This window comes from Collinsella sp. CLA-ER-H2, from assembly GCF_040092405.1.
Taxonomy (GTDB): Bacteria; Actinomycetota; Coriobacteriia; order Coriobacteriales; family Coriobacteriaceae; genus Collinsella.
Window position 1 is genome coordinate 17,125 of record NZ_JBBNLO010000026.1, and the last position, 15,047, is coordinate 32,171.

At 63.8% G+C, this 15,047-nt stretch carries 10 protein-coding genes; 8 read left to right on the forward strand and 2 right to left on the reverse strand.

All coding sequences use genetic code 11. The annotated features are described in order from the left end of the window. Window positions 1-6 precede the first annotated feature (6 nt). Window positions 7-327: a YbaB/EbfC family nucleoid-associated protein gene (locus tag AAAX59_RS07880; protein WP_117798913.1), complete on the reverse strand. Its 321-nt coding sequence runs from the start codon at window positions 325-327 to the stop codon at window positions 7-9. A gap of 340 nt (window positions 328-667) precedes the next feature. Here AAAX59_RS07880 and AAAX59_RS07885 point away from each other — a divergent pair, with 340 nt between their 5' ends. Next, window positions 668-1,141, forward strand: a complete 474-nt coding sequence (locus tag AAAX59_RS07885; RefSeq protein ID WP_349071367.1) for a hypothetical protein — start codon at window positions 668-670, stop codon at window positions 1,139-1,141. Window positions 1,142-1,162: 21 nt separating this feature from the next. Here the strand turns inward: AAAX59_RS07885 and dnaX are convergent, their stop codons facing one another. Further along, window positions 1,163-3,631, reverse strand: coding sequence for a DNA polymerase III subunit gamma/tau (dnaX, locus tag AAAX59_RS07890; protein ID WP_349071368.1), 2,469 nt, complete (start codon window positions 3,629-3,631; stop codon window positions 1,163-1,165). A 115-nt stretch (window positions 3,632-3,746) separates the two neighbouring features. Between dnaX and AAAX59_RS07895 the strand changes: the two genes are divergently transcribed. The 7 genes from AAAX59_RS07895 to pknB all read left to right on the forward strand — a co-directional run bounded on the left by AAAX59_RS07895 (window position 3,747) and on the right by pknB (window position 14,743). Then, window positions 3,747-4,463: a hypothetical protein gene (locus tag AAAX59_RS07895; RefSeq protein ID WP_349071369.1), complete on the forward strand. Its 717-nt coding sequence runs from the start codon at window positions 3,747-3,749 to the stop codon at window positions 4,461-4,463. A 144-nt stretch (window positions 4,464-4,607) separates the two neighbouring features. Further along, a complete protein-coding gene (locus tag AAAX59_RS07900) occupies window positions 4,608-6,461 on the forward strand; it encodes a serine/threonine-protein kinase (protein WP_349071370.1) in 1,854 nt (617 codons plus the stop codon). Continuing rightward, complete coding sequence (locus tag AAAX59_RS07905; protein WP_349071371.1) at window positions 6,458-7,468, forward strand: FhaA domain-containing protein; 1,011 nt, start codon at window positions 6,458-6,460, stop codon at window positions 7,466-7,468. Before AAAX59_RS07900 ends, AAAX59_RS07905 begins: the two co-directional genes overlap by 4 nt. Window positions 7,469-7,474: 6 nt before the next feature. Beyond that, window positions 7,475-7,891, forward strand: a complete 417-nt coding sequence (locus AAAX59_RS07910) for an FHA domain-containing protein (RefSeq protein WP_006235180.1) — start codon at window positions 7,475-7,477, stop codon at window positions 7,889-7,891. Further along, on the forward strand, window positions 7,888-9,786 hold the full coding sequence (locus AAAX59_RS07915; RefSeq protein ID WP_349071372.1) for a Stp1/IreP family PP2C-type Ser/Thr phosphatase: 1,899 nt from the start codon (window positions 7,888-7,890) through the stop codon (window positions 9,784-9,786). The genes AAAX59_RS07910 and AAAX59_RS07915 overlap by 4 nt, the downstream gene beginning before the upstream one ends. 16 nt (window positions 9,787-9,802) lie before the next feature. Continuing rightward, entirely contained in the window at window positions 9,803-12,673 is a 2,871-nt protein-coding gene (locus AAAX59_RS07920; protein ID WP_349071373.1) for an FtsW/RodA/SpoVE family cell cycle protein, read from the forward strand. A gap of 132 nt (window positions 12,674-12,805) precedes the next feature. Beyond that, window positions 12,806-14,743, forward strand: a complete 1,938-nt coding sequence (gene pknB, locus AAAX59_RS07925) for a Stk1 family PASTA domain-containing Ser/Thr kinase (RefSeq protein ID WP_349071374.1) — start codon at window positions 12,806-12,808, stop codon at window positions 14,741-14,743. Window positions 14,744-15,047 lie beyond the last annotated feature (304 nt).

Genomic DNA, 15,047 nt, shown 5'->3' on the forward strand with positions numbered 1-15,047 from the left:
CGTGTCTTAGAACGGCATGCCCGGAATGTTGAGGCCGCCGGTGATGGCGCCCATCTGCTTATTGGCGAGCTCGTTGACGCCGCGGACGGCCTCGTTGACGGCAGCCATGATCATGTCCTGCAGCATATCGACGTCCTCGGGATCAAGCGCATCGGGATCGATGGTGAGGCTGACGAGCTCCATCTCGCCGTTAACGGTCACCTTGACCATGCCGCCGCCGGCAGAAGCGTCGACGGTCTGGGACTTGAGGTTCTCCTGCGCGGCGGCAAGCTGCTCCTGCATCTTGCGAGCCTGCTTCATCATCTGCTGCATGTTCATACCGGCCATGATGGCTCCTTTACGTGCGGCCGCGCGACAAGCTGCAAGGGCAGCCGGAGCACGGCGAGACTTTCAAACTCAAAAATCGTACCACGGCGCGAGGTCAGCGAACGGGGCGGACACACTACCTCAGTCGATATACATGTCCTGGAGTGCAAGCCGCACCCAAAGATTATGCAAAGTTGAATAATTCGCATCTGCATAATATTGAAAGCTAAATCTTGTAGAGCCGGAATCCGACATTTTATGCGTCCCACTAAATGGCTAAATGCCGAGCCACTACTCGAGGCGGCGCACATGGCGGCAGGGTATAATTTGATTGCCATAGATAGCAATTTGGAGGTGCCCCATGAATGCCCCCGACGTGCTCCAAAACATCCGCTCAAAACACCCCGTTGCATATTTAGTTCTCTATCTCTTTGTCGGCTGGGCATTGCTGGTTGTCATCACCCATGCTATAGCCTTTGGAGCAGAATTGCTGATAGCCAGCTCGGACCAGCCCGTCGTCAAATGGGAGACGACCGATGAGTGCACCGACGAAACCCGAACCGTTTACTACAACAGCCCGTCCCTCTACCAAGAGTTCAAGGTCAAGATAAAGGACTTCAAGATTGTCGATGCCGAGCTAGGCGTTTATTTGGCAATCGGAGCAACCATTAACGCCGAGCAAGTCGAGTACACGGACAGCCATGCGACGTATCGTATCGACCTCAGCATCCTAGGCCGACCGTCACGCACCTGTCTGCTCAAATGCGACATACGCGGCACCACACTACACATGTCCGAAATACAGATGCGCCCGGACAAGGGGTCCTCTTCTTGAGCAGTATACCCGCCTGCGCAGCTACTCCACCGGCTTGAAGATGGTGGCCTGGCCAAAGACGCTGCGGATGAGGGCCTTGGCCTCGTCCTCGGTCTGCGGGATGCTCGGGGCTGCGCCCTGATGGCCGAAGGGGCTGCCAGCACCGGGATTGGATTCCCAGGGAGCGGCGGGGACGTCGTCGTTTGCAGAGGCTGCGGGTGCCACAGCAGCGGCCTTGGTCGCGGACGCCGCACCCGGCACGTCGAACGGGGGCAGATCGTCCCCGCCGGCATCGGCAGCAAAACCACCGACCATAGCATCGTCGTAGGGCACCTGCTCGGATTCCCATGGCGCAGCCTGCGCAGGCGGCTGAGTCATGGGGACGGACGCGCGCTCGGGCGCTCGGGGCGCGGGCTCGGTCGGGAGCTTGCCCGTGGCAGGAGCACCGGCAGGGTTGTCGGAGCGCAGCCAAGGGGCCTTGGCCAGGTCGGATGACTTGGGCGCAGGCGCGGCAGCGGACTTGGGCGCGGGGATCGGAGCAGCCGGTTTGGGCGCAGCGGGTTCAGGCGCCGACGGGGTCGGTGCCGCTACCGGCGCCGCTTTTGGCTGCGTCGCGCTGGCGCTCGAGGATGCAGGGGGCACCGAGGACACGGGTTGCGGGTCCGCAGATACCGCAGCCCGTGCAGATGGAGAATGCTCCTCATGTTGAGGAGCCGGCGTGCCACCCCCATCCAGGACATAGTCGACGGTACGACGACCGAAGACCGCGCAGACCGTCGGCAGGACCACCGACTGCGTATCGGCGCGACCGAGCATCTTAATGGCAAAAGTCGAACCCGCGGGGAACGAGACCGTGAGCTTGGAGCCGTCGTCGGCCGTGGCGCGGGCGTTGAGCAAAAGCCCTGCGTAGGAAGCCTGACGCGCCTTGACGCGCTCGACAACCTCGGCCCATTTGCGCTGCAGCTCTCCGGCATCCTCGACCGCGGGCGTCTCGGCAGCACCGGCGGCGGCAACCTGGGCGGCATTGTTGGACTGGGGCTTAGGTGCCGGAGCGGTGGCAGGCGCGGGGGCCGCAACGGGCTGAGGCGCAGGCGCTGCAGGCTTGGAGGCTGACACGGACGCAGAACGGGGCGCAGGCTGGGCAGTCGGAACAGCAGCTCCGCGGTCCCAAGGCATGCCACCCTGGCGCGCGGACGTAGCAGCAGGGGCAGCGGATGCCGCCGGAGCAGCAGCACGGGCGCCCGAAATGAGCGTCGGCTGTTGGGCAGCAGCGGGTACGGATGCTGCAGGCGCGGCGGCCTGAGCAGCAGCCACGCTCGCCGGCACGGCGCCGTTGGCAACCATGGCCTCCAGACGTGCCACGCGCTCGGCCAATGCCTCAATCGTTAAATCAGCCTCGGGACGCGCCAGACGCGTGCAGGCAATCTCGAGCACCAGGCGCACGTCGCTCGCGCCCCTCATCTCCAGTGCGGCATCGTCGAGCACTGTCAGCACACGGGCCAGGCGGTCGGCAGGATGCTCGCCAAAGGCAGCGGCCTCGGCAGCAAGCGCCTCGGCCTGCTCGGAGCCGCCCTCAAACAGCTCGGCACGGGCACCGGCAACGCAGGCAACGTACACGTCACGCACATGCGCCACCAGGTCGCGCGTCAGCTCCAGCAGATCGTTTCCTTCCTCGACCTGCGCACGAATCAGTCCATAGAGCTCGGCAACATCGCGATCGGCAATGGCGCGGGAAAACTCGCCCAGAATCTGGTCCGAAACCTCGCCTAAAAGCGAGCGGGCGTCGTCCGCATGCACAGAACCGTTGCCAAAGACGCTCAGCTGCTCCAGCGTGGACAACGCGTCGCGCATGCCGCCCTTGGCATGGCGCGCCACGATGGCCAGCGCCTCGTCGTCGTAATCGAAGCCCTCCTGCTCGCACACGTATGCCAAGCGATGCTCAATATCCTCGTTGCCGATGCGATGGAAATCGAAACGCTGACAGCGCGAGAGGATGGTCTCCAGAATCTTTTGCGGATCGGTGGTGCACAGTACAAAGATCACGTGCGCCGGCGGCTCCTCAAGCGTCTTGAGCAGCGCGTTGAACGCCGCCGTCGTGAGCATGTGGACCTCGTCGATGATATAGATCTTGTACTTGCCGCGCACCGGGGCAAAGTTGACGGAGTTGATAATTTCCTCGCGCACATTGTCCACGCCCGTGCGGGAGGCGGCATCGAGCTCGTAAACATCGGGGTGGTTACCCTCGGCAATGAGCTCGCACTCCTCACAAGTACCGTCGGGCATGCAGCCGCTTGCACCCTCGGCGCGCGCCGCCTCGGCATTGCGGCACAGCAGCGCCTTGGCCAGAATGCGCGCCATGGTGGTCTTGCCCGTGCCGCGCGGTCCGCAGAACAGGTAGGCGTGGGACAGGCGCCCCTCGGTGATGGCGTGCTCGAGCGTCGAGACGATATGCTGCTGGCCCACCACGGAGTCAAAGGTGAGCGGGCGATACTTTCGGTACAACGATTCCATGGGTGCTCCCCCGGGTATACTGAGTCTTGTTGCCGCGACGGCCATGCGGTCGCACGGCATACTGCATTCATAATAACCCGTACGGCGAGCCCGCCGCGATAGGAGTCCAAAGAGCATGGCAGACGCAGAGAGCAACCTCGTTCCCTTCGAAGCAGCCGACCAGGTCGAGGTCGCGCTCGAGGAGCAGGCCGCGGCCGACGACGGCATCCTGTACCTCAACGAGTACCAGTACGAAAACGACCTCGTCACCGACTTCGCCCGCCTGGTTGCCTCGCCCAGGCGTCGCGGCTCGCTGTATGTCGCCGCTGCGATTGCCGCGCTCATCGGCATCGGCATGCTGGTGGCCGGCGGCAGCTGGATCAAGTTTGGCGTCGTCTTGATCGTATTCGGCGCCTTTTTGGCCTGGTGGAGCAAAAACCTTCACCACACGCTCGCCCGCGACTTTATCGATGCCGTCGAGGCCGACGAGTCCATGGGCGGCCGCTATCGCCGCGTCGCTGCCAACGAAGACGGCCTGATGGTATGGGGCAAGAGCGGCAAGTCGCAGTTCTTCCCGTTTGAAAAGCTCGACCACGTGCTCGACGGCGAGCGCATCTTTGTGGCCATGTTCGCCGACCAGGGCGTGACGATCCCCAAGGACACCTTTGTCCGTGGCGATGCCGAGCAGTTCGGTCCCTTCCTTAAGGCGCGCATCAACAAAAAACTCCGCATCGAGACCAAGAAGAAGAAAATGAAGGCCGAGAAGGCCGCCGCCGAGGCCAAGCAGGGCGACAAGCTCCAGGAGACCAAGGGCAAGCAGCGCAAGCAGAAGAAGAACAAGAAGGAGCGCTAAGGCCAAGCCAGACAGGCAGCCTCGCATCCCGCTATCCTCCCCATGCACCCGAGCGTGCTACACTAGCAGCATCTATGCCACCGCGAACGGCTCGGCTCCGCGCCCGCCACTCGCAAACGAACTTTAAACGCACGAGGGTTGGCCATGCCGCTTTTCTCGCAACATACCGCCCGGTTCTCGCCGGACGTTCCTTTGGAGGGCACCAGCTCTCGCGAGCTGCTCAAGCGGTACCAGCCGCTCGAGACACTTGCGACCGGCGGTTTTGGCTCCATCGAGATCTGCCGCGACACGCACCTGCGCCGCCGCGTCGCCATTAAACGCATCCCCCTTATTAACGGTGCCGACATGCCCGCTAGCGACATCATGGATGTCCTGCGCGAGGCGCACACTGCCGCCATGCTTCAACATCCCAACATCGTGCAGGTCATCGACTTTACGCACGACACCGCCTATGCCTACCTGGTTATGGAATATGTCGATGGCATGTCGCTCGCCGAGTTTTTGCATCGAGTTGACGGCCATTCGCTCACCTTTGACGAGGCGGCGACCATTGCCGACGCGCTGGGGCAGGCGCTCACCTTTGCCCATAGCAATGGCGTACTCCACCTGGACATTAAGCCCGCCAACGTGCTCATCGACCACTCGGGCAATGTAAAGCTCACCGACTTTGGCATGGCGCGACTGTCGTCTGCCGGTGGCTTTGGCGGCTCGCGCGGCGGCACCATCGGCTACATGCCGCCCGAGCAGCTCGATATCGAGACCGGCACGGTCGACGAACGCGCCGATGTCTTTGCCCTTGCCTGCGTTATCTATGAGGGCTTGTGCGGCAGCGCTCCCTTTATGGCGGCCACGCCCGCCGACTCGCTCGACCGCATCATCGGCGGCGCCACCTATCCCAGCGAGCTGATACCACACTTTCCCCCGGGAGCCGAGGCCGCGCTCATGAGCGCGCTCTCCCCCATGCCGCAGGACCGCCCCAACAGCATCGAGGCATTTTGCGACCAACTCCTTGCCGGTCTGGGCAGCGTGCGCGAGGGCCGTCGCAGTCTGGAGCAAATGGTTGGCGAGCTTTCGGATGACGAGCAGGAGCTCGACGATATCGAGCCGTCGTACTACGAGGACGACGCCATCGAGGTCGACCCCGCGCTCGGCTGGGCGGGCACGCGCTGGAGCCATGCGCGCGACTACACCATGCACGCTATCTCGGCGCTAACGTGCGGCGCCTTTAGCTTTTTGCTGATGCAAACGGCCGGGGTCGCGGCGCTTCCCGGCCTGGTCATTGCGGCTATCGCGATCGGAGCGGCAGCTGGCCTGGCCCCCCAGATTGGCTCGGCCATCTCGGCTGTGGGCTTTTTGGTGCTCATGGCCAACGCCACCATGCAGGCACAGGGCATCCTGTCGATGTTGCCCGTCGCGGTGATCTTTGCCGCCGCCATGTCCGGTTGGTGGATCGCCTGGGGTCGCACCGAGGCTGCCGCGAGCGCCGCACTCACCTGTGCACTCGCGCTTGGCTGTCTGACCGGCAATACCTTCCTGGCAGCTGGGGTCACCGCCGGCGTCGCGTCATTTTGGCTCGGCCCAGCAAGCGCCGCCGCGGCAACGGGCATGGGCGCACTTTTTGCCCGTCTGGCCGCGGTCGCGCTTTCAGCCGGAGGCGTGCTGGGGCTCGGTAACGTTGCCGCAGCGCTGGGAGACCCACTCCTTTGGGCTGCCTTTGTGCTGGTAGCGGCTACTGCCGCGGCGTCATCTGCGCTGCTCAATGCCCATGCCAAGCATGCCGATCAGGGCTCAAACCTTACCGCAATCGCCGCCATCGCCGGCTGCGGAATAGGCACCGCGGCGTCACTCTGTCTTGCACACCATATGGAAATTGCCAGCCTTGCGGCCGCGGTCGTCGTCAAGGCGGCGGTTGCGGGAACCCTATCCTCTATAATCGTTGGGATATGCCTATATTTGCTCGGATACCAAAGAACCTATACGGAGAGTGATCTTTCGTGAACTTCCTGAACATCTTCGAGGACCACGTGGCCGGCATCTTCGGTGCCACCCGTGCCCCGTTCTCCTTTAAGAAGCTTGCCAAGCAGGCCGCTCGCGACATGGAGGATCAGACTCTGGTGATCAACGGCGTCAACACCGCGCCGGCACTCTATACCATCCTGATCGCCGCCGACGACGATCCCATGCTCGCCCCGTTCTACCCCGAGCTTTCGCGCGAAGTTCGCGAGTTTGTGAAGGCACAGGCCGAAAAGCGCCGCTATGTGTTTGTCGGCGAACCCCTCGTTCGCTTTATGATCGACCCGCAGCTGCGTGCCGGCAAGTTCTCGGTCTTTGCCGAGAACGTCGACGCCCCCACGCTCGGTCGTCTGTACGAGGAAGAGCGCGCCTACCAGAATGGCCTGGGCCAGAACAACTCGGCCGCAAGCCGCGCCGCCAGCGCTCCCCGCGCCGGCAAGCAGCAATTCGCCGCTCCGCAGCAACAGCGCCCCGCCGCCATGCCCCAGCAGCCGGCGCCCCGTGCCACCGCTCCCGACCCGCTCGCCGTGGCCGATCCCTTTGCGCCCAACGTCCCCAACCCCGCCGCCGCGCCCATCCCCGTGCCGCAGACCGTCTCTCGTGACGCCCTCGCCGGTATGGGCGGGGCCGCCGCGACCGGCGCCGCCGTGGGCCTTGGCGCCGCGGCCGGTATTGCCTCCAACATGGCGAGCACCCGCGCCCCGCAGCGCCCGCTCGCCCAGCTCGTCGACGTCGTGAGCGGCGAGAGCCACAGCATCACTTCCGCGCAGGTGACCATCGGTCGCGAGCGTTCGGTTTCGGACATCGCCCTGCGCGACCCCAACGTGTCGCGCCGTCACGCCCAGCTCACCTTTACCGGTTCGGACTGGTCGATCGAGGACCTCAATTCCACCAACGGCACGCTCGTCAACAACCGCCGCATCACGCGCTGCCCGCTGCGCAACGGCGACCTGCTGACGTTTGGCCTGAGCACTTTTGAATTTAGGGGATAGTCGCTTATGAACATCGATATCGTCCTTTTTGCAGGCCGCATCGTCCTGGTCGCCCTGCTCTACATCTTCCTGTTCGCCGTCATGAAAACCGGCGTGGGACTCGTACGCGGCCAGCGCCGCGACTCCGCTATCTGGACGATCGATGTGGACAAAGGTCCGCGCGGCATCCGTGGCATCCATGTAGACATGCTCGGCCCCGTCATCGTGGGCCGCTCGCCGTCCTCGGACATCTGCATCAACGAACCGTTTGTCTCGGCCTCGCACGCACGCTTTTCGCTGCAGGGCCCGGCACTCATCATCGAAGACCTCAACTCGCTGAACGGCACGCTCGTTAACGGCCGTCAGCTGGTAGAGCCCGCAACGCTGCGCGAGGGTGATGAGGTCCAGATTGGCGACGTGGTCATGAAGGTGAACCGTCGATGATCGACGAGGAGAACAAGTCCGCAACCATGCCCGAGACGCCGACTGCCCCCGCAGCTGCGCCGGCTCATGCCGCTCCGGCGCGCCCTGCGACCGTGGAGCCCGAGGACACCGTGTTCTCCCTGCCTCTTTCGCATGTAACTCAAGAATATCCGGCGCTCGTCGATGACGAGGACGCCGACGCCGAGCAGCTCGACGCCCCCATCGGCGCGCACGCTGCCGAGCAGTCCGCAGAACCGGAGGCAACGCCCGCACCGGCTCACTTTGCCGAGCCCGTCGCCGAGGCGATTAACGAGAGCGCTGCCGTGTTTGCAGCCCCCGAGCCTGCCGCGCCGGCATTCCCCGTCGCCCCGGCAAGCGAGGCGGTGCCCGCATCCGCAACGCTTGCCGAAGTCGAGCAGCCCGTTGCCGCGCCCGCCGCAGCTCCCGAGCCCTCCGCTCAACCCCAAAGTACGCCCGCGCCGTCGCACTTTGCGACGCCCGAGCCGACGGCTGTCGAGCCGCAGCAGGGCGGCGATCCCGCCGACCGCGTAACCGAAGATCTCAACCTTCCGGACGTCTCCGACGTCGAGTCGGGAGACGATGCCGACACCGTCTCCCCCGGCGACACCGCCGAGATCGATGTCGCGGCCGTGGAGGCAAAGCTCAAAGATCCCGGCTCGACCATGAGCTTTGAGCCGCTGACCGACGAGCGCATCGAGACCGACTCGACCTACGACGCCGGCACCACCACGCAGCTTATGTGGGGCGCCCGCTCCGACGTCGGATGTGTACGCCCGCACAATGAGGACTCCTATCTGGTGCAGTCGCCGCTCTTTTGCGTGTGCGACGGCATGGGAGGACACGCCGCCGGCGAGGTGGCATCCTCCATCGCCGTCGAGACCATCGCCAAGACGGCGCCGCAGTCCGCCGACGCCGCGCGCCTGGCCGCAGCCGTCGAGGCCGCCAACGCAGCCGTGATCGAGGCCGCCCTCAACGGCCTGGGCAAACCCGGCATGGGATGCACGGCCACCTGCGCCTACATCGAAAACGACACGCTCGCCATCGCCCACGTGGGCGACTCGCGCGCCTACCTGCTCCACGAGGGTACGCTCATCCGCGTGACCCGCGACCACTCCTACGTGGAGGAGCTCGTGGATGCCGGCGAGATTACGGCCGACGAGGCCCGCGTCCACCCCAACCGCTCGGTCATCACCCGCGCGCTGGGCTCGGATCCCGCCATGTATGCCGACCACTTTACCCTGCACATCGAGGAAGGCGACCGCCTGATTCTGTGCTCCGACGGTCTCTCGAGCATGATTCCCGATAGCGATATCGAGAACATCGCTACGCAGTCCTCGAGCGCACAGATCTGTGTCGACAACTTGGTGGACGCGGCGCTCGCCGCCGGCGGCCACGACAATGTGACCGTGGTGGTCGTCGACCTGGTCGACGACGGCGTCATGCGCGAGGCAAAACGCGTCCGACGCCGCAATGTCACCATCGCCACCGTCTTGGCCCTTGTCTTTGTGCTGGTAGCAGGCATCTGGGCATACACGGGCGTCACTGGCTCCTATTACTTGGGAACCTACCACGGCAATGTCGCCGTCTGGCGCGGCCTGCCCGGCAAGACGCTCGGAGTCGAGCTCCACTGGCTCGAGAGCGAAACCAGCATCAAACTGTCCGACCTGCCCGAAGACACGCAAAACCGCCTGAAGGCAGGCATTCCGCAAACGAATGTCGACGATGCGCAGGACACCATTTCCAAGTACCGCCATCAGATTGACGAGGAGCAGACCCGTCAGGTGATTGACGCGCAAACGATTCGCGACAACACCGATCAGGAATCCACCTCCGAGTCAGATTCCGAGAAAACCGCCGAACAGTCAGCCGAGGCCGAAGCCTCCGATAAGAATTAGAAAGGGAGTGCCGCTTATGAGTCGCCGCAACACCGAACTGCTCTTGCTCATCGCCTCGGCGTTCCCCGTCATCCTGCTCTATGCGATGTACGTGCTCACCGCGGGCGCCACGATTTCCTTTGAGACGCTCGCCGTGCCGATCGGCCTCTTTGCCGCCTTCGCCGCGGCGCATATCGCCGTGCGCATCCTGGCGCCCGGCGCCGACCCCGCCATCCTGCCCATCGTCTTTGTGCTCTCGGGCATCGGCATCACATTCGTGACGCGCCTGGCCCCCGACCTCGCCATCTCGCAGCTCATCATCTTGTTTGTCTCGGTGGCGCTCATGGTGGGAACGCTCGCGCTGGTCAAGAACCTCGATGTGGTCATGCGCTACAAGTACACCTTCGGCATTATCGGCATCATCCTGCTGATGCTGCCGATCTTTATCGGCACCACGATCTCGGGCTCCAAGCTGTGGATTCGCATCGCGGGCTTCACCATCCAGCCTGGCGAGTTCGCCAAGGTCTTCATCGTCCTGTTCCTGGCAGGCTATCTGGCCGAGAACCGCGAGCTGCTCTCCATCTCCAACCGCAAGATCCTGGGCCTCAAGATTCCGCGCTTCCGCCTGCTGCTGCCGCTGTTTGCCGTGTGGGGCGTGTGCCTGCTCATCGTCGTCTTCGAACGCGACCTGGGCTCGGCCGTCCTGTTCTACACCATCTTTTTGCTGATGCTCTATGTTGCCACGGGACGCTTTTCGTACGTCATCATCGGCCTTGCGCTGCTGGCCGTTGGAGCCGTGGGCGCCTACAAGTTCCTGTCGCACGTGCAGGTGCGCTTTCAGGTCTGGGTCGATCCGTTTAAGGACGCCCAGGGCCAAGGCTACCAGATCGTACAGTCACTTTACTCGCTGGCTGACGGCGGCCTGGTTGGCGTTGGCATTGGCAACGGCATGGCAAACAACATCCCCGTCGTCGAGTCCGACTTTATCTTCTCGGCCATCGGCGAGGAAATGGGCCTTTTGGGCGGCGGCGCCGTGCTCATCCTGTTTATGCTTTTTGCCGTGCGTGGCCTCACCACGGCAGCCCGCGCCAAGTCCGACCTTGCCGCCTTTAGCGCGACCGGCCTTACGGCCGCCATCAGTTTCCAGGCATTCTTAATCGTTGGCGGCGTAACCCGCCTAATCCCGCTGACCGGCGTCACCCTGCCCTTTATGAGCCAGGGCGGCTCCTCGCTGCTGGCGAGCTTTATCATCGTCGCGCTGCTGCTGCGCGCCGGCGACGAGGCAACCGGACGCGAAGCCGAGCTCACCGGCACCGGCACCATGGCCGCCATCACCGATGACCAGGTCGCATCCGCCGCTGCCCCGACCGGGACGCGTTTTGCCAACGCGCCTTCCTACAGCCACGGCAACCACTCCGCGGGTTCTCGCATGCGTCGTCGCCTGCTCGACACGCCTGAGTCCGGCGTGCTCGGCCGCGTGGCGCTTGCCAACCGTCTGACTCGTGCCGTGTTTGCCTTCACGGCGCTGTTCGCCATCCTTATCGGCAACCTCACCTATGTCCAGGTCATCAAGGCGAAGGACTATCAGGACATGCCGACCAACAACCACACCATCGCCCGCTCCAAGTACATCCAGCGTGGCTCCATCATCACGTCCGACGGCGTGACACTAGCCGAGTCGCTGCAGCAGGAGGACGGCACCTACGCCCGCTCCTACCCCAACGGCAACATGGCCGCGCACGTGGTGGGCTACGTGAGCCAGCAATACGGCACCGCCGGCATCGAGAGCGTCATGAACGATACGCTCACCGGCTCCAAGGATTACTCCAGCTGGAACAACGCCATCGCGTCGCTCGCGGGACAGACCCAGCCGGGCAATACCGCCAAGCTCACTATCGACTCGCGCATCCAGACGGCTGCCGAGCAGGCGCTCAAGGGCTTTAAGGGCGCTGTGGTGGTCATGGATCCGCGCACCGGTGCGGTCCTTGCGTGTGCGAGCTCGCCCACCTACGACAACACCAACATCGACGCCCTGCTGCAGGCGGGCGGCGGCGAGGACGGCTCCATGTACGACCGTGCCATGGACGCGCTGTACACCCCGGGCTCGACCTTTAAGGTCGTCACACTCTCCGCGGCGCTCGAAACCGGCACCGCCAGCCTTACCAGCACGTACCAGGCGCCCGGCTCCATGGACATCGGCAACGCGCCGGTCACCAACTATGCCAACGAGAGCTACGGCACCATCAGCCTGCAGCAGGCCTTCGCCGTGTCGTCCAACGTCGTCTTTGGCCAGGTGGCAAACGAGGTCGGCGCCAACTCGCTGGTACAGTTTGCCAACGCCTTTGGCTATGGACAAAAGCTGGGTCAGGACCTTACCGCCGCGGCCTCCATCATGGCCGACCCGTCGCTTATGACCGAGTGGGAGACCGCTTGGGCAGGCGCCGGCCAGCCCGTCGGCATGGACCACACACCTGGCCCGCAGACCACCGTCATGCAGAATTGCGTGATCGCTGCCGCTATCGCCAACAGCGGCGTGGTCATGGACCCGTTCTTTGTGTCACAGATACTCGCCCCGGACGGGACCGTGGTTAAGACCACGCAGTCCCGCTCGCTGGGCCAGGCTGTCAGCTCTACCACCGCCGATCAGGTCAAGCAGGCCATGCTCGCCGTCGTCCAGTCCGGTACCGGCACCGATGCCCAGATTCCGGGCGTCAAGGTTGCCGGCAAGACCGGTTCGGCCGAGACCGGCGGCACCAACGTCAACTCTATGTTTGTTGGCTTTGCGCCTTACGATTCACCCACGGTTGCCATCTCGGTGGCCCTGGAGGATTACGACAAACACGACGTCGAGGCGGCCAAGATTGCCGGCATCGTCCTGACCGCGGCGCTCGCCGCACAGGGAGCGTGATGCCCATGATCGAATCGGACACCCGAGGTGCGCCGCGGCCTAAGGGTTAGCGGCAACGCGCCACACGGCCCCAGCGGCCACACATTTGGTACTACACACATCGTTGAGCGAATAGTTATGTTAGGAGCAGGAATGGAACAGAGGGTCCTCGGGGGAAGATACCTCCTCAAGGATAAGGTGGGAACGGGCGGCATGGCGACCGTCTTCCGTGCACAGGATCAGGTCCTCGACCGCACGGTTGCCGTCAAGATCATGCTGCCGCAGTATGCCGGCGACGCCACCTTCGCCGCCCGCTTTAAGCAGGAGGCCCAGGCAGCTGCCGGCCTGTCCTCCCCCTATATCGTGGGCGTCTACGACTGGGGCAAGGACGGCGACACCTATTACATCGTCATGGAGTACCTGCGCGGTACCGACCTTAAGAGCGGCATCAAGAGCCACGGCGCCCTCGATCCCAAGAAGGTCGCGCAGATCGGCTCGCAGATCAGCTCCGCGCTTTCGGTCGCACACAAGCACGAGATCATCCACCGCGACATTAAGCCGCAAAACATCATGGTGCTGCCTGACGGCAACATCAAGGTAATGGATTTTGGCATCGCACGCGCCAAGAACAGCCACCTCACGCAGGATAACAACGTGCTGGGCACCGCCCACTATGTAAGCCCCGAGCAGACCCGCGGCCAGGACCTCGGCCCCACCTCGGATATCTACTCGCTGGGTGTCGTCATGTACGAGTGTGCCACCGGCCGCGTACCCTTTGACGGCGACGACGCCATCTCGGTCGCGCTCAAGCAGGTCAACGAGCTCCCCATCCCGCCGAGCCAGATCAACTCCGGCGTCGATGCCGACCTGGAGCGCATCATCCTCAAGTGCATGGAGAAGGACCCGGCAAACCGCTTCCAGACGGCCGACGAGCTGCGCCAGGTGCTCAACAGCTACCTGTCCGGCCGTGCCGTCAACGTCTCGGAGCCCACGCGCATCATCGGTGCCGCCGGCGACCTGGGTGCCACCAAGACCCGCGAGCTTTCCGACTCAACGCGCGCTATGGTTCGTCCCGTCTCGGGCGTGAGCGGTCAGAATACCGCCCGTAGCGCTGTCTCGGGCTCCACGGGCTCCTACGAGGTCGAGAAGCCTAAGTCCAACAAGAACAAGATCATCGCCGCCGTGATTGCCGCCGTCGCCGTGATTGGCGTGGTGGTGGCCTTTGCCACGGGCATGTTCAGTGGCGAACAGGTCACGGTGCCCGACGTGCTGGGCAAGGACCAGGAGACCGCTATTGAGCTGATCAAGGAAGCCGGCCTTGAGGTTGGCACCGTCGACCAAAGCTACAACGACGATGTCGACGAGGGAAAGGTCGCCGAGCAGACCCCCAACGGCAACACCAAGAAGGCCAAGGGCACGAGGGTGAACCTGGTAATCTCCAAGGGCCCTAAGCCCTCCGAGAAGGTTGAGGTTCCGCAGCTCCTCGGCCTGACCAAGGACCAGGCCGAGGCCGCACTGGCAAGCGTGGGCCTGAAGGGCAGCGCTTCGGAGGAAGCCAATGAGGCCGAAGAGGGCCAGGTCTTTGAGCAGAGCACTGCTGCCGGCAAGGAGGTCGAGAAGGGCACGACTATCTCGTACAAGGTCTCTGGCGGCCCGGACACCACCTCGGTGCCCGATCTGACCGACATGACCGAGGCCCAGGCGCGCAACGCTCTCGACATGGCTGGCTTTGGCCTCGACGTGAGCTACCAGGAAAACGACTCGGTTACCGAGGGCACCGTAATTAGCTGGAACCCCAGCGGCAAGCAGAAGCCCGGTGCCACGATCACCGTCGTCATCGCCAAGAAGTCCGGCAAGGCCAGCGTCCCGGGCAACCTGTACGGCAAGAGCATCTCCGCCGCCGTCACCGCGCTCAACAACGCCGGTTTCTACAACATCGCATTCTGCGATCAGAACGGCAACCCCGTGAGCGGCAACGAAAACGCCACCGTTACGGGTGTCTCCCCCACCGGCAAGCAGTCCACCGATAGCACGATCACGCTGACGGTTTCCATCTCCGGTTCCGGCGACGACTCCGAGTCTAGCAACTAACGTCGATCGCTTGTTGCTCCGAGCGGCTTAGACCGCAAACACATTCGCTCAGAAGCGCCCGCTTGCTCCCCCAGCAAGCGGGCGCTTTTCTTTTGATGTGGGATTGCCGCCCATGGATGAACGCGGCTTTAAACCAGAAGAGCCCGGCACCATGGCGGTACCAGGCTCAATAAATCTCTGGTGCCCCCGGGCGGATTCGAAAACTCCCCCCGCGGGGAAATTGGTGACGCGGGTGTCGACGGCCCGAATCCGCCGGCGGCCCCCACAAACCAGAAACGGCGCCGCTCTCGCGACGCCGTCATAT